General features: G+C 65.8%; 18 protein-coding genes and 1 riboswitch. Of the genes, 14 read left to right on the forward strand and 4 right to left on the reverse strand.

Translation table 11 applies throughout. The features are described 5' to 3' along the window. Positions 1 to 114: 114 nt before the first annotated feature. Positions 115 to 2,400, reverse strand: a complete 2,286-nt coding sequence (metE, locus tag L2Y97_RS03275; RefSeq protein ID WP_247432925.1) for a 5-methyltetrahydropteroyltriglutamate--homocysteine S-methyltransferase — start codon at positions 2,398 to 2,400, stop codon at positions 115 to 117. Positions 2,401 to 2,594: 194 nt separating this feature from the next. Then, a riboswitch (cobalamin riboswitch) is annotated at positions 2,595 to 2,816 on the reverse strand. A gap of 64 nt (positions 2,817 to 2,880) precedes the next feature. Here metE and L2Y97_RS03280 point away from each other — a divergent pair. Continuing rightward, a complete protein-coding gene (locus L2Y97_RS03280; protein WP_247432927.1) occupies positions 2,881 to 4,164 on the forward strand; it encodes a glycosyltransferase in 1,284 nt (427 codons plus the stop codon). Between the two features lie 74 nt (positions 4,165 to 4,238). On the opposite strand, the gene L2Y97_RS03285 is transcribed toward L2Y97_RS03280, so the two are convergent. Continuing rightward, a complete protein-coding gene (locus L2Y97_RS03285; protein WP_247432928.1) occupies positions 4,239 to 5,219 on the reverse strand; it encodes an aldo/keto reductase in 981 nt (326 codons plus the stop codon). A gap of 243 nt (positions 5,220 to 5,462) precedes the next feature. Here L2Y97_RS03285 and L2Y97_RS03290 point away from each other — a divergent pair, with 243 nt between their 5' ends. The 6 genes from L2Y97_RS03290 to L2Y97_RS03315 all read left to right on the forward strand — a co-directional run bounded on the left by L2Y97_RS03290 (position 5,463) and on the right by L2Y97_RS03315 (position 10,980). Further along, positions 5,463 to 5,687, forward strand: a complete 225-nt coding sequence (locus L2Y97_RS03290) for a hypothetical protein (RefSeq protein ID WP_247432930.1) — start codon at positions 5,463 to 5,465, stop codon at positions 5,685 to 5,687. Then, positions 5,677 to 6,411 carry a hypothetical protein gene (locus L2Y97_RS03295; protein WP_247432932.1) on the forward strand — a complete coding sequence of 245 codons (735 nt, stop codon included), beginning with the start codon at positions 5,677 to 5,679 and terminating at the stop codon, positions 6,409 to 6,411. The genes L2Y97_RS03290 and L2Y97_RS03295 overlap by 11 nt, the downstream gene beginning before the upstream one ends. Positions 6,412 to 6,836: 425 nt before the next feature. Beyond that, a complete protein-coding gene (gene fusA / locus L2Y97_RS03300) occupies positions 6,837 to 8,903 on the forward strand; it encodes an elongation factor G (protein WP_247432934.1) in 2,067 nt (688 codons plus the stop codon). 18 nt (positions 8,904 to 8,921) lie between these two features. Continuing rightward, positions 8,922 to 10,118, forward strand: coding sequence for a molybdopterin molybdotransferase MoeA (locus tag L2Y97_RS03305; protein WP_247432936.1), 1,197 nt, complete (start codon positions 8,922 to 8,924; stop codon positions 10,116 to 10,118). After that, a complete protein-coding gene (gene mobA, locus L2Y97_RS03310; RefSeq protein ID WP_247432937.1) occupies positions 10,115 to 10,645 on the forward strand; it encodes a molybdenum cofactor guanylyltransferase in 531 nt (176 codons plus the stop codon). Before L2Y97_RS03305 ends, mobA begins: the two co-directional genes overlap by 4 nt. Beyond that, positions 10,642 to 10,980 (forward strand): hypothetical protein, encoded by a 339-nt coding sequence (locus L2Y97_RS03315; RefSeq protein ID WP_247432939.1) that lies wholly within the window; start codon positions 10,642 to 10,644, stop codon positions 10,978 to 10,980. Before mobA ends, L2Y97_RS03315 begins: the two co-directional genes overlap by 4 nt. Positions 10,981 to 11,018: 38 nt before the next feature. On the opposite strand, the gene fdhD is transcribed toward L2Y97_RS03315, so the two are convergent. After that, the gene (gene fdhD / locus L2Y97_RS03320; RefSeq protein ID WP_247432941.1) at positions 11,019 to 11,891 is read right to left on the reverse strand and encodes a formate dehydrogenase accessory sulfurtransferase FdhD; all 873 of its coding nucleotides are present in this window, start codon (positions 11,889 to 11,891) and stop codon (positions 11,019 to 11,021) included. Continuing rightward, positions 11,881 to 14,217, reverse strand: coding sequence for an FdhF/YdeP family oxidoreductase (locus L2Y97_RS03325; protein ID WP_247432944.1), 2,337 nt, complete (start codon positions 14,215 to 14,217; stop codon positions 11,881 to 11,883). Before L2Y97_RS03325 ends, fdhD begins: the two co-directional genes overlap by 11 nt. 172 nt (positions 14,218 to 14,389) lie before the next feature. Between L2Y97_RS03325 and L2Y97_RS03330 the strand changes: the two genes are divergently transcribed. From L2Y97_RS03330 to L2Y97_RS03360, 7 genes are all read left to right on the forward strand, one after another. Next, positions 14,390 to 15,409: a glycoside hydrolase family 15 protein gene (locus L2Y97_RS03330; RefSeq protein WP_247432947.1), complete on the forward strand. Its 1,020-nt coding sequence runs from the start codon at positions 14,390 to 14,392 to the stop codon at positions 15,407 to 15,409. A gap of 116 nt (positions 15,410 to 15,525) precedes the next feature. After that, complete coding sequence (locus L2Y97_RS03335; protein ID WP_247432949.1) at positions 15,526 to 16,875, forward strand: carbohydrate porin; 1,350 nt, start codon at positions 15,526 to 15,528, stop codon at positions 16,873 to 16,875. Positions 16,876 to 16,913: 38 nt separating this feature from the next. After that, a complete protein-coding gene (locus L2Y97_RS03340; RefSeq protein ID WP_247432952.1) occupies positions 16,914 to 17,828 on the forward strand; it encodes a LysR substrate-binding domain-containing protein in 915 nt (304 codons plus the stop codon). Between the two features lie 139 nt (positions 17,829 to 17,967). Next, entirely contained in the window at positions 17,968 to 19,053 is a 1,086-nt protein-coding gene (locus L2Y97_RS03345) for a 4-oxalomesaconate tautomerase (RefSeq protein WP_247432955.1), read from the forward strand. Between the two features lie 21 nt (positions 19,054 to 19,074). Next, positions 19,075 to 19,797, forward strand: coding sequence for a PIG-L deacetylase family protein (locus tag L2Y97_RS03350; protein WP_247432957.1), 723 nt, complete (start codon positions 19,075 to 19,077; stop codon positions 19,795 to 19,797). Then, positions 19,797 to 20,486: a 4-carboxy-4-hydroxy-2-oxoadipate aldolase/oxaloacetate decarboxylase gene (locus L2Y97_RS03355; RefSeq protein WP_425492844.1), complete on the forward strand. Its 690-nt coding sequence runs from the start codon at positions 19,797 to 19,799 to the stop codon at positions 20,484 to 20,486. The genes L2Y97_RS03350 and L2Y97_RS03355 overlap by 1 nt, the downstream gene beginning before the upstream one ends. Continuing rightward, positions 20,479 to 21,360 (forward strand): amidohydrolase family protein, encoded by an 882-nt coding sequence (locus L2Y97_RS03360; RefSeq protein ID WP_247432962.1) that lies wholly within the window; start codon positions 20,479 to 20,481, stop codon positions 21,358 to 21,360. The genes L2Y97_RS03355 and L2Y97_RS03360 overlap by 8 nt, the downstream gene beginning before the upstream one ends.

Consider the following 21,360-nt stretch of genomic DNA (forward strand, 5'->3'; position numbering starts at 1 on the left):
AAAGAGATAAAAGGGCGCGCCATGATACACGCCCTTGTGCCGGTTTGCAGCGGCAAGGGTACGCCCCGGGGGTGACGATTGCATGGACATTCAGCCCCGGGGCGGGTGCAACATTTACGCGGGAAGGCGCTCCCGGGCGGCCCTGGCCACCGCCACCATGCCCCTCAGGGCCTCCCCTACCTCCTTCCACCCCCGGGTCTTCAGCCCGCAATCGGGGTTGATCCAGAGCTGGTCGGGTTCGAGGACCTGTAGGGCCCGGGCCACCAGGTCGGCCATCTCGGCCTCGGCGGGCACCCGCGGGGAATGGATGTCGTACACGCCTGGGCCAATGCCGTTGGGGTAGCGGAACCGGGTGAAGGCCTCCAGCAGCTCCATGCGTGAGCGGCTGGTCTCAATCGAGATCACATCCGCATCCATGGCCGCGACGGCCTCGATGATGTCGTTGAACTCCGAATAGCACATGTGGGTGTGCACCTGGGTGCTGTCGCTGGTGCCACCCGCCGTGATCCGGAACGCATCCACCGCCCAGGCCAGGTAGGCCTGCCAGTCGGCACGGCGCAGCGGCAATCCTTCGCGAAGGGCTGGCTCGTCGATCTGCACGATGCCGATGCCGGCGCGTTCCAGGTCGTGCACTTCGTCGCGCAAGGCGAGGGCGATCTGCCGGCACACGTCAGCGCGGGGCAGGTCATCGCGCACGAACGACCACTGCAACATGGTCACCGGGCCGGTGAGCATGCCCTTCATCGGGCGCTCGGTGAGCGATTGCGCGAAGCTCGACCATGCCACGGTCATGGGTGTGGGGCGGGCCACATCGCCGTAGATGATGGGCGGCTTTACGCAGCGCGAGCCGTAGCTCTGCACCCAGCCGTATTTCGTAAAGGCGTAGCCGGATAGCTGCTCACCAAAGTACTCGACCATGTCGTTGCGCTCGGGCTCGCCATGCACGAGTACATCCAGGCCGGCTTCTTCCTGGAAGCTGACGGCGCGGCGTACTTCATCGCGCAGGCGCTCCTCGTAGGCAGCGGCATCCAGCTTGCCCGATCGAAACGCGGCACGTGCGTTGCGCAGGTCATCGGTTTGCGGGAAGGAACCGATCGTTGTCGTGGGCAGGGCCGGCAAGCCAAAGCGTTCGCGCTGCACGGCGGCGCGGTGTGCGAAACCCGATCGGCGCTGGCTGAATTGCGGGGTAAGGCCGCGCACGCGCGCACGTACGTCGGCACGCACGACGTCGGGCGACGTTAGCCGTTGCGCGACGACTTCATGTTGGCGTGCCAGGTGCTGCACGGCGGATGCGTTTCCAGCGACCGCGTCGGCGTAATGGCGGAGCTCGGCGATTTTTTGCCGCGCGAACGACAGCCATTGTGCGAGATCGCCCGGCAGTTGCTTTTCTTCCGCCGCATCGATGGGCACATGCAGCAGCGAACACGACGGCGCGATCCACAGGCGTCCGTCGGCAACGCGTGCGCGCAGGGTCTCCAGGCGCGGGAGAAGTGTAGCCGGATCGCTGAGCCATATATTGCGGCCATCGACAAGGCCGGCGGAGAGCACCCGGCCATCGGGGAGGGCATCGAGTACCGCATCGAGTTGCGCCGGGGCGCGTGCGAAATCGACATGCAGGCCCGCAACGGGGAGCGACGTGGCGAGGCCAAGGTTCGATTCAAGCCCACCGAAGTACGTAGCCAGCAGGATGCTTGCCGGCGAATGGGCGGCCAGCGTCTCGTAGACGCGGCGGAATGCATCGCGCGCACCCACCTCCAGATCGAGCACCAGCGCCGGTTCGTCGACCTGGATCCAGTCCGCACCCTCGGCGACCAGGGCATCGACAAGGCCAAGCCACGCGGGGAGCAGCGCATCGAGCAGCCCGAGGGGGTGGCTCCCATCGACGGTTTTGGAAAGCAGCAGGAAGGTCACCGGACCGAGCAGCACGGGGCGCGCGACGTGGCCGGCAGCGACCGCCTGGCGGTATTCCGCCACCGGCTTCTCCGGCCGCGCATGGAACACCTGGCCCGCATGTAGCTCAGGCACGATGTAGTGGTAGTTGGTATCGAACCACTTGGTCATCTCGAGCGCACGCAAGTCGTGGCCGCCTCGCTGGTGGCCGCGTGCCATGGCGAAGTAACCCGCCAGCGGGTCGGCATCGTGCAGGGTGCGATAGCGTGCCGGGATGGCATCGAGCGCGACCGCGGCGTCGAGCACGTGGTCGTACAGCGAGAAGTCGTTAACCGGGACGCTGTCGGCGCCGGCGTCGCGGGCGAGTTGCCAGTGACGCTGGCGCAGGGAGGCTGCGGTGTCGATCAGCTCAGTGGCGGCGCTTTCTCCCTTCCAGTAAGCCTCCAGCGCGCGCTTGAGTTCGCGGCGGCGGCCAATGCGGGGAAAACCGAGGTAGGTAACGTGTGGCATGGAAAGATTCCTCTTTGATGAAAGAGGAGGGAAGGGCGGCGCACGCAGACGACCTCGAACCACCACGGCACACCGCGCGGGCAGGTTGAGCGTCATGCGGGCTGACCGTCGACCTTCGCCCCCGCGGGCGAACCGCCGGGCCACCGTGGGGGCGGCCCGTCAGGTCGGGCAGTGCCCACGCCCCCATGACGGGGTACGGGCACCGGCTGGCGGCAGGTCTTCGGGCTCGGGGATGTGGCACGCCGGTGAGCGTACCGCCTTGGACCGTCGCTTCCCGGGCTTGATGGCCCAGTGCGTGTGACGGACGTCGTCTCCTCATACCGCTGCGGGGCAGCGCCGGATTCACACCGGCTTCCCTCTTAGCTTTATCTCTATATTCGAATAAAGAGATAAAGACCGCTGGCGACGGCGAAATTAGCCGTCCGGACGGCCGAAGTCAAATGCGCGACGATGGAGCCCTGGCGAAGTACGGAGGCGGTGATGGCGGAACGGCACATCGTGTTTGCGACGGTGGGATCGCAGGGTGACCTGTTCCCGCTGCTCGCCGTGGGCCGTGAGCTGGTCTCGCGCGGCCACCGGGTGACCGTCGGTGCCCATGCCATCCATCGCGATGCGGTCCTGGATGCAGGGCTCGATTTCGTCATGGCCAGTGGCATCGATGAGCCGGAGGACAAGGCGGCATTTGCGGCGAAGGCGTTCCATCCGTGGAAGGGACCGCGCTTCGTGGTCCGCGATCTTGCCGCCGCCGACGTTGCGGCGAGCTACCACGCGCTCAAAACCTTTTGCAGGGAAGCCGATGCGGTGGTCACCACCACGCTCGCGTTCGCCGGGCAGATCCTTGGCGAAACGCTGCGCGTAGCGTGGCTCTCCGCGGTGCTGTCGCCGTCGGTATTCCTTTCGCCGTTCGATCCGCCCGCGACGGGCATCGATGGGCTCGATCGATGGCTCCGCGCCTCGCCCCGCCGCGCGCGCTGGCTGACACGCGCGGTGGAGCGGCTGACCTATCCATGGACCGCACCGGTACGCGCGTTCCGCAGTCGTCTGGGCCTTGCACCGATCGCGTTCGCAGGCGATCCGTTCCACCGTGGCCAGCACGGGCGTGACGGCGTGCTCGCGATGTATTCACCGTTGCTGGGTGGCCTGCCGCCTGACGCGCCTGCGAACACGGTGCTCACCGGCCAGGCCCGCTACCTTCCATTCGATGATGTGCTGGACGGCGCATTGCTGCGCTGGCTTGACGCGGGCACGCCGCCCATCGTGTTCACGTTGGGCTCGGCGGCTGTACACGCGAGCGAGGGCTTCCTGCGGGAGAGCGTGGATGCGGCCAGGCGGTTGGGCTGTCGCGCCGTGCTTCTGACGGGCTCGCCTGCGCTGCGCGAGCGCCTCGCCATCAAGGACGATAACGTCTTCGCGGCCGACTACGCGCCGCATGGTGCGCTGTTCGCTCGCGCCGCCGTGGTCGTGCACCACGGTGGCGTAGGCACCACGCAGGAATCGATGCGTGCGGGTCGCCCATCGCTGGTGGTGCCGCACGGCTTCGATCAACCGGATAACGCGGCCAGGGTGAAGCGGCTGGGCGTAGGCGAGGTGCTGCCCGCCACGCGCTACCGTGCCGACCGTGCGGCGGCGAAGCTCGCCCTGTTACTTGAAGACGCGCCGCTACGTGCGCGCGCCGAGGAAGTCGCCCGAAGGATGAAGCAAGAGCAAGGCGCGCGCGTAGCCGCCGATGTCATCGAGGCTGCAATCGAACGCCGCTCTGTGTAGGAGCGCGCTTGCGCGCGATGGGTGCTTGCAGCGAGGTCAGATCGCGCGCAAGCGCGCTCCTACAGGAGGCCTAGTTACTCGAAACCAGCGACCGGATGCGGACCGTACGCCGCTTCCAGCTTCTTCATCTCTTCATCGCTGAGTTTCAGGTCGATCGCGGCTACGGCATCGTCGAGATGGTGTGGTTTCGACGCCCCCACGATGGGTGCCGTGATGCCCGGCCGCTGCGCCACCCATGCCAGCGCCACCTGCGCGCGCGGTACGCCACGCTCTTCGGCCACATCCTTCACCGCCGCGACAATCGCTTTGTCGGACGCTTCCGTCGCGTTGTACAGCGTACCGCCGAACACATCCTTTTCCTGACGGTCGCTGGTGACGTCCCAGTCACGCGTGAGGCGGCCGCGCGCCAGCGGGCTCCACGGGATCACGCCAATACCCTGGTCGACGCAGAACGGAATCATCTCCCGCTCTTCCTCGCGCTGGATGAGGTTGTAGTGATCCTGCATGCTCACGAACTCGGTCCAGCCATGCAGGCGCGAGGTATAGATCATCTTCGCGAACTGCCACGCATGCATCGAGGATGCGCCGATGTAACGTGCCTTGCCCGCCTTCACCACGTCGTGCAGTGCTTCGAGTGTTTCCTCGATGGGAACGCCGTAGTCGAAGCGATGGATCTGCAGCAGGTCGATGTAGTCGGTGCCAAGGCGACCGAGCGAATCGTCAACCGACTGGAAGATGGCCTTGCGCGACAGGCCTCCCCCGTTGGGGCCCTTGTGCCAGCGGAAGAAGGTCTTCGTCGCGATGACGATCTCGTCGCGTCGCGCAAAATCTTTCAGCGCGCGGCCCACGATTTCTTCCGACGTGCCATCGGAGTAAGCATTCGCCGTATCAAACGTATTGATGCCCAGGTCGAGCGCCTTGCGAATGAACGGCCGGCTCTGCTCTTCGTCCAGTGTCCAGAGATGATTGCCGCGCTTGGGCTCACCGTACGTCATGCAGCCCAGGATCACGGGTGAGATCTCGAGGCCAGTCTTGCCCAGTTTCACGTACCGCATGAAAAGTTCCTCATCGTACAAAGGGTTGATCGACCGATAGGACAGCATGGATTAGCTGTCGTGGCAATCACCAGCTGAGGTCACCTCAACGGCCGCGCCTTCTTCTACGAATATTCTCTGATGATCGGTCCTACCTCTGCGTGGGTAGTCAGCTTACGCAGCGCGTCGTGCATGCCTTACACGGCGTGACGAGCCATTCTCTACTTGGCTCCGTTTACACTTTTCGGACGATTAGGAGGTGGCATGAGCAAGGTATGGTCTTACCGCGCAGCGTATTCCGAGGAAGTTGTGAAGGAGCTCTCCGCCGGCCCCGATGGCAAGCATGGCGGCATCATTGCCATGCACAAAGCCGTTAGTGAGGGAAAGGACTCATTCACCTACAACGGCAGGACGTACGTTCGCGGGCCGCGCCCGGTGACAGGATCCCGGCTCGCCCGATTCGTGAAAGAATTCATCCGTGGGCCTTAGCGTCGCGGTACTGGCCGCGGTCGTCTTCTTGCTTCCCGGCGCAGCTTTCGTATTCGCCTTCCAGCGTGACGCACCGCAGGCGAGGCAATCGCCTCTGGATGGGCAGGTATCGGAAACCTTAGCAAAGGCCGTGGTAGCCGCCATCGCCTTGAATGCTCTCTGGTATGGCGTTTGGTGGCGGATATGCGAAGGCCTCGCGCTCCCATTGCCGGATGCATCCGGTTTCCTCGCGCTTGCCAGTGGAGGGAATGTGCCGCGCGCGGAACGCGCCATACACGACGTAGGCCGATACCCCTTACGGATCGCTGCCTATTTCTGCGCGCTTACCATGTTCGGTGGCGCATTCGGAACATTCGCCCGACTCATCCGCGCTCGAATCCGTGGACGAGGTGACGCGGCGGTGTGGGGCAGGGTCCTGTCGCCTCTGGGTGTCGAATTCGTTGGCCTGACGCTTGATGTTGACCTGAGTGGCACGACCTTCCTCTATACGGGGATCTTGCGCGACTATGCTTTGGATCGTAGCGGCGAGTTGGAGCGCGTGGTCCTTGAGACCACCATGCGGAAGCCACTGCCGCTGGGGCACGAGGAGCCGGACCCCTGGACATCGATCTCTGGGGATTTCGTCGTCATTCGGGTAGGCAAGGCTTCGACCGTCAAGGTTGACTACTTCAGGCCGGGGAGCCCAACGCTCGCGCTGGCAGCACGGGGTCTCCTGGGGGCTTGAAACGGTCCTGTCCGCCCCTACGTTAGGTGCCAGCCGCTTGCCCACCCACGTGGGCAGGCGTACGATCCGCCCCCAATCCATCGAGTCCGAACCATGTTTGCCTGCAAGCACGCATTGAGCCACCTGCCAACGATCGCCCCATGGGCGCGTCGCGGGTGCGCGCGTGCCATGGCAGGCCCTACGCCGTAAGGCGCACGGTCTCGAACGTTTACCAAAAGCACCCGCGAGGGTGCTTTTTTTTCGCCCTCGTTTTTTCCAAGCCCTGAATTTTCCAAGCCCTTACCCGGAGCACCGTGCCATGAAGAACTGCCGCGATCCCCGATCCTGAACCGTCCTACCCACGCCAGGGGCGACGGTGAAGCCTCGGGGAATGCCTCGCTCGAAGCGTATCGAGCCCCTGGCGCCCTGAATGGAACTGTTCAACCATGAGTACCCGCGATACCACCATCCCCGTCGGCCGTTGGCGCAACCTCGGCATCATCGCGCACGTCGACGCGGGTAAAACCACGCTCACCGAGCGCCTGCTCTACAAGACCGGCACGATCCATCGCACCGGCGAGGTGCACGATGGCGCGACCACCACCGACCATATGGAACTCGAGCGCGAGCGTGGTATCACGATCGGCGCCGCAGCCGTGCGCGCCAGCTGGACGCCGGAAGGTGGCCTGCCGCATCGCCTTACCCTGATCGACACCCCGGGACACATCGACTTCGCCATCGAGGTGGAGCGTTCGCTGCGCGTGCTCGACGGCGCGGTCGTGGTGTTCTCCGGCGTGGCCGGTGTGCAGCCGCAATCGGAAACCGTGTGGCACCAGGCGCGTCGCCATGGCGTGCCGCTGATGGCGTTCGTCAACAAGATGGACCGCCCTGGGGCGGACTTCGATGCGACGCTCGTGCAGATGCGTGAAAAGCTCGGGGCGAACCCCTGGGTGGTCGCGCAGCCGGTGATCGAAGGTGAGCACATCGTGGGTCTCGTGGACCTGGTGGGTGAGCGCACGTGGCTGTTCGACGAGAAGGGCGCACCCGCGATCACACCGTGGACCGACGAGGAGCGCGCGGCGCATGCGAATGCGCGCGCGGAACTCGTCGCGGCCGTGGCCGACAAGGACGAGGCGCTGGCGGAACTGTGGCTGGCAGACCAACCCGTGGACGCAGCGGCGCTGACCGCGGCGCTGCGCCGTGGCACGCTGGCCGGCATGGGCCAGCCCGTCTTGCCGGGTTCGGCGTTCCGTAACGTCGGTATCGAGCCGTTGCTGGATGCCATGGTCGCCTATCTGCCGTCCCCGCTCGATCGCCCGTCCGTGGTGGCGCACACCGATCACGGCGACGTACAGGTGGCGCCGGACGCTGATGCACCGCTTTCGGCGCTGGTGTTCAAGGTAGTGAACCAGTCGCATGGTCCGCTGGCCTTTATTCGCCTGTACTCGGGCCGGCTGCGAGTGGGCGACGCGGTATGGCGTAGCGGCACTGATCGCGTCCAGCGCATTGGCCGCCTGGCGGTGGTGCGTGCCGACGATACGGAAGCGGTGGAAGTCGCCGAGGCGGGTGACATCGTGGCGATCATGGGCTGGAAGGACGTGGCGACCGGTGAAACGCTGGCCGACCAGCATCACCACCTGCGGCTGGAAACCATCCAGGCGCAGCCGGCGGTGCTGTCGTGGCGACTTTCACCGGAGCGTTCGGCCGACCTGCTCAAGCTCGGCAACGGGCTGGCGCGCCTGGCCCAGGAGGATCCGTCGTTCCGCGTGAGTACCGATCCGGAAACCGGCGAAACCCTGGTCTGGGGCATGGGCGAACTTCACCTGGAAGTGATGGTGGAACGCCTGCGCCGCGAATGGGGCGTACAGGTCCGCACCGGCTCGCCGCGCGTGGCCTACCAGGAGACCCCGGCCAAGGCCTCGGGCCCGATCGAAGGCAAGCTCGCCAAGCAGACCGGCGGCAGCGGTCAGTACGCCCGCGTGGTGTTGTCCGTTTCGCCGATCGAAGGCGATGCGAACCGCTACGAGGACCGTACGACGGGCGGCGTCATCCCCAAGCAGTTCCAGGGTTCCGTACAGAAAGGCGCGGAACAGGCGTTGCTGGAAGGTCCGCGTGGCTTCCCGGTGGTGGGTGCCGAGGTCCTGGTGCTCGACGGCCAGGCGCACGCCGTGGATTCGAACGAAGCCGCGTTCCACCGTGCCGCGCAGATCGCGGTGCGGGCGGCGCTCGAAGCCACCGGTACCGTCCTGCTCGAACCGGTGATGCGCGTGTCGGTTTCGGCGCCGGGCGTGGCGGTGGGCGATGTACTGGGTGACCTGCAGCGTCGCGGTGGGCAGATCGTGAACCTCACCGACAAGCAGGAGCGCACGGAGATCGAAGCCGATGTACCGCTGGCCCAGCTCGACGGGTACAGCACCGCACTGCGCAGCCTGAGCCAGGGCCGCGCTTCCGCCACGGTGGCGTTCCACGCCTACCGACCGGCCACGGTGCAGGAGGCCCGCAAGCAGGCCTGACCAAGGTAGGCTTCACCCATGCTTACCTACGCTGATGCCCTGGCCTTGCTGTTGAAGGAAACCCACCCGCTCGATACCGAGCGGGTGGGCCTTTCCGTTGCCATGGGCCGCATCCTGGCCCAGCCCGTCTCCAGTCCGCTGTCGCTGCCCTCGTTCGATAACTCGGCGATGGATGGTTACGCGATCCGGCGCGGCGAGGGCGATATTCCCTCTGGGTCGCTGTTCAAGGTCGAAGGCATGCAAGCCGCCGGCGATGACACGACCGCTTACCCCGGCGCTGACGCTTGCGAGATTGCAACCGGCGCACGCCTGCCCGATGGCTTCGATACCGTCATCCCCGTCGAGCGCTGTGAGCGCGACGGCGAGCAAGTGCGCATTGCTCAAGACGAAAAGCGTGGCCAGAACATCCGGCGCGCTGGTGGCGACATCCGCCACGGCGATGCCGCGCTACCTGCGGGGCGCCGGATTGACGCCGCGGCTGTCATGTTGCTGGCCGCGCTCGGCGTCGAAACCATCGCGGTCGCGCGCAGGCCCCGCGTCGCCATCATCAATACGGGCAGCGAACTGCATGCCAGCGGCCCCTTGCCGGAAGGTGGCATCCACGACTCGAACGGGCCGTACCTCGAGGCGGCGCTTGCCTCGTGGGGCGTGGAGCTGCTTGCGCGTTCCCGCGTTCCCGATACCGGTGATGCATTCGGCCGTGCGGTGGACGATGCGAGGCGCGCGGGTGCCGACCTGATCGTCACGACGGGGGCGGTATCCGCCGGGCGGTTCGATTTCGTGCCGACGGCCCTGGCGGCGATGGGCGCCAGCGAGCTGTTCCACAAGGTCGCCATCCGCCCCGGCAAGCCATTGCTCGCTGCACGGTTCGACGGCGGCCCGCTTGTGCTGGGCTTGCCTGGCAATCCGATCGCTGTGGCCGTGGGCTTTCGCTTCTTCGTGGCGCCGGTACTGCGGGGTATGGCCGGTCTGCCACCCGAGAGCCCACGTCGCGTGCGGCTTGGCGAAGGTTACGAGGTGCGACCCGGCTTGCATCATTTCGCCCTGGGTTGCGTCGGGGCGGACATCGACGGCCGGGAGGTCGCGCGCGCGCAGCGCAACCAGGCGGCGTATCGCATACTGCCGTTCACCCAGGCCAACGCATGGCTGACTGCCGATGATGCGTTTGGCGACGTGGTCGATGCCTGGCCGCTGGATCCGGCGCACGCGCCATGATCGGCGTCATCCTGGCCGGTGGGCTGTCATCACGCATGGGCGAAGACAAAGCCCTGCTGAGCATCGATGGCCGGACGCTGCTGGACCGTACCCGCGATGTGCTGGTCGAGGCCGGCGCGGAACGTGTCGTGATCAGTGGCTCACGGCCAGGCGGCATCGCAGATCGCTGGGCAGAAAAAGGGCCCATCGGCGGTATTGCCAGCGTGGCGGCTGAGCTCGATGACGGCGAACTCCTTGTAGTGCCGGTCGATATGCCACGCATCGATGCCGCCACGCTCGCGCCCCTGCGCGACGAGCGGCGCATGCGCGCCACCCGCTGGGCGGGCCACCCGCTGCCCATGCGGCTCACGCTCGACGCGCACACCCGGGCGACATTGGCTGAACTTATCGGCCTGGATGGGCGCGCTTGCTCCGTGGCCGCCCTGCAGGTCCGCGTGGGCATGGCCGTGCTCTCGGTAGATCGGGCCAATCCGCGCGCGCTGGCGAACTGCAATACTCCCGATGAATGGCGCGAGGCGAACGCATGAGGGTGCAGCTGGAAAACGACACGATCCGGGTGCGGATCGATGAGGATGAACTGGGTGAGCTGCTGGATGACGTGGCGCTGCTCGGCTCCACGGCCTTTGGTCGGGCCTTCATCATGCGCTATTCGGTGGATGCCATCGAGGCGGCCACCTGCGAGCTGGAAGGCAACGCGCACGAATGGCGCCTGCTGGTGCCGCGCACCCAACTGCTCGAGCTGAAGGCACGCCTACCGAGCAAAGATGGCCTGGTTTTCGACATCGCCGGCCACGATACGGTGGCGACGACGGTCCTGTTCGACGTGGATGTTAAAGACAGCATCAAACGCCGCCGCTCCTGAGCCCGCCTCATGCGCGCCCCTACAACGGCACGATCCGCTTATGGGCCGGGGTTGTGGATTCGCTCGGGACGGTTGTAGACATTGAAGCGGCCGGGGCGGGCGAAACCGACCAGCGTGAGGCCGCATTCATCGGCCAGCGCCACCGCCAGTGCCGTCGGGGCCGAGATGGCGACCAGCACGGTGATGCCGGCGACGGCCGCCTTGGTCACCATCTCGTAGCTCGCGCGGCTGGTAATGAGCGCGAAGCCCTCACGCGGGTCGATCCCGCGCCGGGTCATTGCACCGATCAGCTTATCCAGCGCGTTGTGCCGGCCCACGTCCTCACGCACCACCATCAGCGAGCCATCGGCGCGCGCCCACGCCGCGGCGTGTACCGAGCCGGTAAACGCGTTGATCGGCTGCTCGGCGCGAAGGGCCTCGAGCGCGCGCTCGATAGCATCTGGCGCCACGTTAGTGCCCGCGGCCACGGGGCGCGGACGGCGGATCACGTCTTCCAGTTCACGCGTGCCGCAAATGCCGCAGCCACTGCGACCGACGATCTCGCGCTCACCCAGCGGGCCAGCAGGCGCGGCATCGGCCGAAGCCAACTCGGCCACCGTGGCAGCCGGCGTGACCGTCGCAGCCTCCCGCGTGCGCACGTCGATCGTGATGCCCTCGAGCATCTCCTGCACCTCGATGGATTCAATGTCGCGCGCATCGCCGACCCGGTTCTCGGTGAGCGCGAAGCCACGCGCGAAGTCTTCGAGGTCGACCGGTGAGGCCATCATCACGGCAAACGGCTTGCCATTGATGTGCACAGCGACAGGCACCTCCTCGGCGAGACGGTCATCATCGTTGGTCGCCCGCCCGCGCTCGTAGCGGGTGACGGGACGGGTGGCGCTACCCGCCGGGGGAAGCAGTTCATGCCGCATGGGTTGCCTTCTTGCGGCGGGTGGCGGGTGCCGGGCCGGTGGCGGCCTCGATGCGTACGGGCACCGATTTGTAAGTGGGTGTGCCCGAGTGGCTGTCGTGGTTTTCCAGCGAGATGAGCGCGTTCCCTTCGGGGTAATACATGGCGACCGAGCCTTCGGCTATGTCGTATGCCACGGCGGTGAAACTGCGCACGGCACGCTGGCGGCCGTCGGCGATGTTCCGGCCGGTGGCGAAGATATCGATGCGGTCGCCGTGCTTCAGTCCGCGCGCGGCTAGATCGTTGGCGTGCATGAACACCACATCGCGCCGGCCCGTTACACCGCGGTAGCGATCGTTCAAGCCATAGATCGTGGTGTTGTACTGATCGTGCGAGCGGATGGTGGTGAGCATCAGGCCACCTTCTTCCACGCGGTCATCTTCATCCAGCCCGCGTGCCAGCAGGAACCGGGCGCGCTTGCTCGGCGTGGCCCAGTCGCGCTCACTCGCGGCAACGCGCAAGCGGAAACCACCGGGCACGTTCACGCGCTTGTTGAAGTCGAAGAAGATCGGAAACACGCTCTCGATATCGTCGCGGATGAGGTTGTAGTCGCCGACCAGACGATCCCAGTTCACCTTGGTGTTGGGCAACGTGGCCTTGGCGATGCCCGCGACGATCCACGGCTCCGACCGCAAGTGTTCCGAGGCAGGCGTCAACGTGCCCGCGGAGGCGTGCACCATCGACATCGAATCTTCCACCGTCACCGCTTGTGGCCCGGTGGCTTGCTCGTCCAGCTCGGTGCGGCCAAGGCAGGGCAAGATGAACGATTCCTTCGCCAGGAGCAGATGCGAGCGATTGAGCTTGGTCGCGACGTGCACGGCAAGATCGAGCTTGCGCATCGCCTCGAAGGTTTCGTCGGTATCCGGCATGGCCACGGCGAGGTTGCCGCCCAGGGCGATCATGGCCTTCGAGCGGCCGTCACGGATGGCGAGCAGCGACGCCACCGCATCGTGGCCGTGGTCTACTGGCGGCTCGAAACCATACGTACGGCGGATACCTTCGTTGAGATCCGCATTGGGCTTCTCGGTGATGCCCACGGTGCGATCACCCTGCACGTTGCTGTGGCCGCGCAGCGGGCAGATGCCGGCGCCCTGGCGGCCGATATTGCCGCGCATGAGCAGGAGGTTGGCGATCTGCTGCACGTTCTCGGTACCGTGCTGGTGCTGGGTAATGCCCATGCCGTAGCAGACGATGACCGCTTTGGCCTTGGCATAGATCGAAGCGGCGTACTCGATCTCACCACGCGACAGGCCGCTCTTGCGCTCGATGTCAGCCCAGCTCGTCGCACTGACATCCTGCACGAGGGCTTCGAAGCCTTCGGTGTTCTGCGCGATGAACGCATGGTCGATCACGGGCGGCCGTCCTGCGTCGCGCGCGATGGCATCTTCTTCCACCAGGTACTTCATCATGCCCTTGAGCACGGCGACATCACCGCCAATCTTCACCTTGTAATAGGTGGAGGCGATACGCACCGATTTACCGGTGAGCATTTCCGAGGCGTGCTGCGGCGAGGTGAAACGCTCCAGGCCGCGTTCGGGCATGGGGTTCATGACGACGATAGGCACGCCGCGCAGGGACGCTTCGCGCAGGGTGGAAAGCATGCGCGGGTGATTCGTCCCCGGGTTGTGCCCGATACAGAAGATGGCATCGCAGTGGTCGAAATCCTCGAGCAGGACGGTGCCCTTGCCCGAGCCGATCGACTGCGGCAGCCCCACGCTGGTCGCTTCGTGGCACATGTTCGAGCAATCGGGGAAGTTGTTCGTTCCAAACTCGCGGACGAACAGCTGGTAGAGAAACGCGGCTTCGTTCGAAGCGCGGCCCGAGGTGTAGAACTCCGCCATGTTCGGATCGGGCAGGGCGCGCAGGGCGGCGCCGATCCGGCGGAAGGCCTCCTCCCACGCAATGGGCTTGAAGGTGTCGCTGCCCGCGTCGTAGGCCATCGGGTGGGTCAGGCGGCCCAGCCCCTCCAGCGTGTAGTCGCTGAGCTTCCACAGGTCAGCCACGGTGTTCTTCGCGAAGAATTCCGGGCGTACGCGCTTGGCGGTCGCCTCCCAGGACACGGCCTTGGCGCCGTTCTCGCAGAACTCGAACGACGAGGTCTCCTTGGGGTCCGGCCACGCGCAGCCCGGGCAATCGAACCCGTGCGGCTGGTTCACCTTGTGCAGTGCGATGGATTCGCGGGCCAGGGCCATCTGGCCGCTCAGCGCGCGTGCAACGGCACCCAGTGCGCCCCAGCCACCCGCCGGGCCGTCGTACTCGTCGATGCCGGGAACACGCTGGTCGCTCATGGGGCTGATTCGCAAGAAGTTCTGGGATTGGGCGCCATTCTACGCTGCCCACCTTTCCCGAAATAAACGGCCACGTCAGCTACGAACGAAAGTTTCACGCCGATTTGTCGGGCAAACCCCCAACCTCCGCGCCGCTCGGCGTCCCTCCCCAGGCGCCGCAAGGATCGTTTTTATGTCCATGCCACAGCTCCGGCTTGCGGCCGCGCCCCCCCACGGCCTATCACCGGCCGGCCTCACCATTGGCGATATGCGTGGCTATGGCCGCGTTTCGGCCGATGCCGCCCTGGTGTCGCTGGCGCTATGGCGAGCGGCAGGCTGCCTGCGCACCTCCTCGCCCGAGCGCCCCTTGCTGAGCCTGCAACTCGACGGTGATGTGCAGTGGGTGTCGGCCTACGTGCCAGGGACCAACGTGCTCGAGACGGTGGGGCACGCCCAAGGCGCCGAGCTTCGCGTGGTCGATTTCATGGCCGTGGCGGAAGGGCGCCCGGGCCAGGCGGAAGCCGTGCCGGCGGGCCGCTTCGTGCGTATCGTGACCTGCACGGAAGGCGAGGCCTCGTTCCGGCTGGAGTGCGCCACGCCGGCCATGCCTGGAGGCACCCATGACGCGCTCGCTCCAGGGGCCTGGTACTTCGCATGCTCACGGCCCATGGGCACGGGCTCGGAGGCGGGGATCGCGCATGTGCGCCTGAAAGCGGGTCAAAGCGTGTCGTTCATGATCGGGGATGCCCCGCTCCAGGGCGGCCCTGCGCTTGCGGCCAACGCCCTGCATGCCTTGGGCGAAACGATTCATTACTGGACCTGGTGGAGCGATCGCTGCCGCTACAAGAGCGAGGACTTCGATGCCCGCCTGCGCGAGGCGCTGACACTGAAGCTCGCCTTCGGTGCGGGCTCGCTCTATGCCGCTGAGCCCGGTGTAGCGGGTTTCGCCCATGCCTCGCTCGGCGAAGCCACCCGCGCCGCGGAAGCCTTCCTTGCCCTCGGCTACCGGAATGAGTGCGCCTCACTGTTGGCCCAGGTGTACGAAGAGGGGCGTGAGGGGGCCAGCCGCGGTCGCTGGTCCTTCGACGAACCGTTCCTGCAGACGCTGGATGCGTATGTGCTGCGCTACGGCACACTGGGGCTGGCCGATGACCTGCGCCGGGCCGCTGAGGCGCAAGATCCCGTGCTGCAATGCACAAAACGCATGGCGTAAGCGAAGACATGCATCAATTGCATACCTGAAAGATCGTTCATCGCGTTGTTCCCCAGGGCCGGGGCGGCCAGCATCGCCCCCGCTTTCGCCGTTCTTTCGGCACCGGGGATTTTTCAATGATGCTTCGCCGCTCCATGTTCGCCCTTTTCGCCACGCTGGCCGTCACGGCCGCGAGCGCGCAGACCACGACCGATGCCCAGCCGCCGCGGCAGACCACGCCAGCGAAGCCGAAAGACGATGGCGGCCCGGTGGATCGCCTGCGCGACATGGGCATTTCCCTGCGCTTCGTATGGGCCAACGACTGGGCGGCGAGCGTACGTGGCGGTGAGCGCCTGGGCGCTACCAATGGCGGCGGCGCCGTGGGTGGCGCGGATCTCGACATGGGCAAGCTCGCCGGCATTGAAGGCGGCAAGATGCACATCACGTTCGCCCGTTACTACGGCCACAGCGTGGCGGCCGACGATATCGGCGTGCTGCAGAAGATCCAGGGCTACTGGTACCCGAAACGCCAGTGGGAACTGGCCCAGCTGAGCTGGGAACAGCAGTTCAAGGATAGCCACATCAATGTACTGGCAGGCCGGATCAATGCGACCTGGCAGTTCGCGCGTTCCACGTATGGCTGCCGTTTCGTCAGCGCGCCCGATTGCCCGTACCAGCTCACGAACACATCGGGTGGCTTCAGCGGCTTCCCCTACGTGAACTGGGGCGCGCGCGTGAAATACCAGCCGGATGCGCGCTACGTATCGATCGGCGCATTCGAAGTGAACCCCGAGCGCCGAAACAACAACGGCCTGAACTGGGGCCTCAACGATTCCACTGGCGTGATGATTCCGGTGGAAGTCGGTTACGAGACCAGCTTCGCCACGGATCCGTACCCGAAACACCTGAAGATCGGCGGCTGGTACAACTCCGCGCCCTTCACCGATCCGGAACTCAATACCAAGGGGCTGCACCGCGCGCTCGCGGGCGGTACGGCACGCAACTATGACGGTGGCCGTTATGGCCTCTACGTGCTTGCCGACAAGGTGATCTGGAAGCCCGACGCCAACAGCAATACACGCAACCTTGCGGTGTTCGGTTCGCTCACCGGCCCTCTGGATAACGCGGAAAACTACACGCTGCAATCCACCGGTGGTTTCCTGTGGACGGGGCTGTCGCGTGCACGGCCGAACGATTCACTAGGATTCCAGGCCACCTGGTTTCGCTTCAGCAAGAAGGCCGTGGGCTACGAAGACGACCTGATCACCAAGAATAAGGGTGACGGCCACTTCAAGCGCGATGAGCTCATGACCGAGCTCAACTACAGCTACAAGCTGTTCCCGGTGGTGAGCCTGGTGCCGAACCTGCAGTACATCGTGCACCCCGATGTGCTCGGCAACACGGTCGGTGTACGCAAGGTGCCCGCCAATGCCATCGTCATCGGCCTGCGCGTCATGGTGAACATGGGCGGCCCCGGCAGCCAGTAAACGGCCCATAATGCCGCTACCACAGGCAACCGCGCACCGTGACCTTGGATCTGAAACACCTGCAAAGCTTCATCCGCATCGTCGAATTCGGCAGCCTGACCCGCGCCGCGGCGACGCTCGATGTCTCGCAGTCCCTGCTCAGCCGCCAGGTGCGCCAGCTGGAGATCGAGCTGGGCACGCACCTGCTGGAGCGCAACGGCCGCGGGGTGGTCCCCACGGATGCCGGCCGCGAACTGGTGGAACACGGCCGCGGCATCCTGCGCCAGGTCGAGGTCGCCCGGTTGTCCCTGGGCCAAAGCCGCGGTGTGTACGCCGGTAAGCTCGCCATCGGCTTGCCACCCAGCGTGGGCTCAACGCTCACGGTCGAACTGGTGATGCGCTTCCGCGAGCGCTACCCACAGGCGCAGATCAGCGTGGTGGAAGCGCTCAGCGCCAGCCTGCTCGAGTGGCTGCAACTGGGGCGGCTCGATTGCGCGTTGCTGTACAACCCCGCGGTGAACGCGAACATGCGCTTTCGCCATGTGCATTCCGAAGAACTCAACCTGATTGGCAGCACGCGCGATGGCCACACCGTGCCCGATTCCGTGCCGTTGGCCACGTTGGGCCAGTACCCGCTGATCATCCCGTCGCCGCTGCATTCGGTGCGCCAGCTGATCGAAACGGATGCGGCGCGTTACGGTGTCGGGCTGGATATCCGCCTGGAGATCGATTCGGTACGGTCGCTGCTCGATCTGGTGGAGCGTGGCGTTGGCTACGGCGTGCTATCGCGCAATGCCTTGCTCTCCCGTCGCGGCGAGCACGCCTTGCGTGCGGCACCCATCGTGATGCCACAGATCACCACGCGGCTGGTCGTGGCCACGCCCACCCAGCGCCCGACCAGCCCGATCACGGAAAAGGCCCTGGAGATCGTCGACGAACTCATCGCCGAGGGCCGGCTGGACGCTGGCCGCTGAGTTGTGCAATGCAACATCTGCATGCCGTAAGCAAAGACATGCAATTCGTGCATAGCAGATAAGCGTCGTATCGCGTTGTTCGGTCCGGCCGGGATGGCGACCATCGTCCCGGTCCTGGAATACCGTGGCGCACTCGCCGATGTCGTACGAAATCCCCTGCTGGTATATGCGTGGTGGCACCTCCAAGGGGCCGTTCTTCCTCGCCCGCGATCTCCCCGCTGACACCGCCACCCGCGATGCCGTGATCCTGGCCGCGATGGGCTCGCCCGATGAGCGCCAGATCGATGGGCTGGGTGGCGCCAAGCCCCTGACCAGCAAGACCGGCATTCTTTCGCTGCCCACCGACGGCGCGGCCGATCTCGATTTCCTGTTCGGCCAGGTGGGCATCGCCGAGGGCCGGGTCGACACCACCCCGAACTGCGGCAACATGCTCGCCGCGGCGCTCCCCGCTGCGATCGAGGCGGGCCTGGTCACCGCGGATGAAGGCACCACCACGCGTCGCGTGCGTACCGTGAATACGGGCGTCATCGCGGAGATCACGATCCAGACCCCGGGCCGCCGCCCTGCTTACGATGGCGACGCGCGCATCGACGGTGTGCCGCGCCCTTCGGCGCCGGTCACCTGCGGTTTTCTCGACACCGAAGGATCCCTGTCGGGCTCACTGCTGCCCACCGGCAACCTGCGCGACACCATCGATGGCGTTGAGGTCACCCTGATCGATAACGGCATGCCGGTGATGCTGATTGCCGCTGCGGACCTGGGTGTGAATGGCGACGAGCGCCCCGATGCGCTGGACGCGAACACCGCGTTGAAAGCGCGCATCGAAGCACTGCGCCTGAAGGCCGGTCCGCTCATGAACCTAGGCGATGTCTCGGCCAAGCCGGTGCCGAAGATCACCCTGGTGTCGAAGCCGCGCCATGGCGGCGCGCTGGGCACGCGAACCTTCATTCCGCACGACTGCCATACGTCCATCGGCGTGCTTGGTGCCGTCACCGTCGCCACCGCGGCGGTGATGCCGGGCACCGTGGCCGCGGATGTCGCCGAGCCGGGGCAGGGCGAGTCGCGCACGCTTTCCATCGAACACCCCACCGGCGAATTCAGCGTGGAGCTCGGCCTTGCCAACGGCCGTGTCGTTCGCGCCGCGTTGCTACGTACCGCACGCCTGCTGATGCGCGGCAGCGTGCCGGTTTCATCTTCGATCTGGCCCGGCCCCGCGGCCGGCTGATCCCATCCCACGGAGCCCCCCATGTCTGAGAACAAGACCGCGCTGATCGTAAGCGCCCATTCCGCCGACTTCGTGTGGCGTGCCGGCGGTGCCATCGCGCTGCACGCCGAAAAGGGCTGGAAAGTACACATCGTATGCCTCTCGTTCGGCGAGCGCGGTGAATCCGCCAAGCTGTGGCGCGTGCCCGGCATGACGATGGAAAAGGTGAAGACCGACCGCCGCCGGGAAGCCGAAGCGGCCGCCGCCATCCTCGGCGCCAGCGTCGAGTTCCTGGATATCGGCGATTACCCGATGCGCGCTGATCTGGACGTGGTGTTCCACCTCGCCAAGGTCTACCGCGAGCTGCGCCCGTCGTTCGTGCTCAGCCATTCGTTGAAGGACCCGTACAACTTCGACCACCCGCTGGCCACCCATGTGGCGCAAGAAGCACGCGTGGTGGCACAGGCCCATGGCCATGAGCCGGCGGTACCCGTGATCGGCGCGCCGCCGGTGTTCCTGTTCGAACCGCACCAGCCGGAGCAGTGCGAGTGGAAGCCGGAACTGTTCCTCGACATTTCGTCGGTGTGGGAAAAGAAGCAGGCCGCCTTCGAGACCATGGCCGCGCAGGAGCACCTGTGGGAGTACTACACCCGCGTCGGCCTGCAGCGCGGCGCGCAGGCTTCGCGCAACTCCGATTTCAAGATCAAGTACGCCGAAGCCTTCCAGCGCGTCTTCCCGCACGTGACCCAGGGCACGCTGGCATGATGGGCGTCGTGGTCCGCAATCGCCCCTCCATCACACCTGACCAGGCCGAAACCCTCGCCTCGATGGGTGTAGCCACCGTGCACGAGGCGCAGGGCCGCGTTGGCCTGTTCCTGCCGCCGATCCAGCCGATCCAGCGGGATCGTGCGATCGCGGGCTCGGCCGTGACCGTGCTGGCGCAGCCCGGCGATAACTGGATGCTGCACGTGGCCGTGGAGCAATGCCGTCCAGGTGATGTGCTGGTCGTCGCCTGCACCACCGAGAATACCGATGGGATGTTTGGCGACCTGCTCGCCACCTCGCTCATGGCGCGCGGTGTCGTAGGGCTGGTGATTGACGCGGGCGTGCGCGATAGCGCCGAACTGCGCCGCGTGGGCTTCCCGGTGTGGGCAAAAGCCGTGCACGCGCGCGGCACCGTGAAGGCTACGCTCGGCTCGGTGAACGTGCCCGTGGTGATTGGTGGTCAGCTGGTGAAGGCCGGCGATGCGATCGTCGCCGATGATGATGGTGTGGTCGTTGTACCGCATGCCTCCGTGGAGTCGGCGATTGCCGCCTCGCGCAAGCGCGTACTGAACGAAGAAGCCAAGCGCGAACGCCTTGCGGCGGGCGAGCTTGGCCTGGATATTTACGATATGCGCCCGCGCCTGGCGGAAGCCGGGCTGCGCTATGTGGACGATCTGCCGAATGAATAACCCGCTCAAGGGCTGCCTGCCGCCCGACCCGAACCCCACGAAGCCGCTGCAGGCGATGCCCGCGAAATCATGCGATGCGCATTGCCATGTATTTGGCCCGGCGGACCGCTTTCCGTACGCGCCCGATCGCAGCTACACGCCGCCGGATGCACCGTACGAACACCTCGTGGCCCTGCACGACTTCCTGGGGTTCGATCGTGGTGTGATCGTGCAGGCGAGCTGCCATGGTACCGATAACACCGCCATGCTCGATGCCATTGCGCGCAGCAACGGCCGCTACCGTGGCGTGGCGATCGTGGATGACGGCATCGACGAAAAAGGCCTGGCGATATTGAATGACGGTAGCGTGCGCGCTGTTCGCTTCAACTTCGTGCAGCACCTTGGCGGCCGCCCGGACATGAATGTGTTCTGGCGCGTACTGGATCGCGTCACCGAGATGGGCTGGCACGTGGTGCTCCACCTGGATGCCCAGGACATCGTGGAACTGCAGGATGTGCTCGCAAAGATCCGCGTGCCGTTCGTCATCGACCACATGGGCCGCGTGCAGGCCGCGAAGGGCGTTGAACAGGAACCGTTCCGCCTGCTGCTGGCGCTGATGCGCGATAATCCGCTGGCGTGGGTGAAGGTCTGCGGTGCCGAACGCGTCTCGGTCGGCAAGCGCCCGTTTGACGACGCGATTCCGTTTGCGCACGCGCTGATCGAAACCGCACCCGATCGCGTGCTGTGGGGTACGGATTTCCCGCACCCGAACATCTCGAAGGACATGCCCAACGACGGCGGCCTGGTGGACCTCATGTTCCGCTTCTGCCCCGATGAGGCCCTGCGCCATCGCCTGCTCGTGGATAACCCCGCGCGCCTGTACGACTTCGCCTGA

The organism is Luteibacter aegosomatissinici, from assembly GCF_023078495.1.
In the GTDB taxonomy this organism is placed as follows: Bacteria; Pseudomonadota; Gammaproteobacteria; order Xanthomonadales; family Rhodanobacteraceae; genus Luteibacter; species Luteibacter aegosomatissinici.

Bases quoted from the DNA above. Each gene is read 5' to 3' on its own strand.
- L2Y97_RS03330 (WP_247432947.1), top strand. From the start codon at position 14,390: ATGTCCATGCCACAGCTCCGGCTTGCGGCCGCGCCCCCCCACGGCCTA.
- L2Y97_RS03335 (WP_247432949.1), top strand. From the start codon at position 15,526: ATGATGCTTCGCCGCTCCATGTTCGCCCTTTTCGCCACGCTGGCCGTC.
- L2Y97_RS03305 (WP_247432936.1), top strand. From the start codon at position 8,922: ATGCTTACCTACGCTGATGCCCTGGCCTTGCTGTTGAAGGAAACCCAC.
- L2Y97_RS03290 (WP_247432930.1), top strand. From the start codon at position 5,463: ATGAGCAAGGTATGGTCTTACCGCGCAGCGTATTCCGAGGAAGTTGTG.
- fdhD (WP_247432941.1), bottom strand. From the start codon at position 11,891: ATGCGGCATGAACTGCTTCCCCCGGCGGGTAGCGCCACCCGTCCCGTC.
- L2Y97_RS03355 (WP_425492844.1), top strand. From the start codon at position 19,797: ATGGGCGTCGTGGTCCGCAATCGCCCCTCCATCACACCTGACCAGGCC.
- L2Y97_RS03315 (WP_247432939.1), top strand. From the start codon at position 10,642: ATGAGGGTGCAGCTGGAAAACGACACGATCCGGGTGCGGATCGATGAG.
- L2Y97_RS03325 (WP_247432944.1), bottom strand. From the start codon at position 14,217: ATGAGCGACCAGCGTGTTCCCGGCATCGACGAGTACGACGGCCCGGCG.
- mobA (WP_247432937.1), top strand. From the start codon at position 10,115: ATGATCGGCGTCATCCTGGCCGGTGGGCTGTCATCACGCATGGGCGAA.
- metE (WP_247432925.1), bottom strand. From the start codon at position 2,400: ATGCCACACGTTACCTACCTCGGTTTTCCCCGCATTGGCCGCCGCCGC.
- L2Y97_RS03285 (WP_247432928.1), bottom strand. From the start codon at position 5,219: ATGCGGTACGTGAAACTGGGCAAGACTGGCCTCGAGATCTCACCCGTG.
- L2Y97_RS03280 (WP_247432927.1), top strand. From the start codon at position 2,881: ATGGCGGAACGGCACATCGTGTTTGCGACGGTGGGATCGCAGGGTGAC.
- fusA (WP_247432934.1), top strand. From the start codon at position 6,837: ATGAGTACCCGCGATACCACCATCCCCGTCGGCCGTTGGCGCAACCTC.
- L2Y97_RS03360 (WP_247432962.1), top strand. From the start codon at position 20,479: ATGAATAACCCGCTCAAGGGCTGCCTGCCGCCCGACCCGAACCCCACG.
- L2Y97_RS03350 (WP_247432957.1), top strand. From the start codon at position 19,075: ATGTCTGAGAACAAGACCGCGCTGATCGTAAGCGCCCATTCCGCCGAC.
- L2Y97_RS03345 (WP_247432955.1), top strand. From the start codon at position 17,968: ATGTCGTACGAAATCCCCTGCTGGTATATGCGTGGTGGCACCTCCAAG.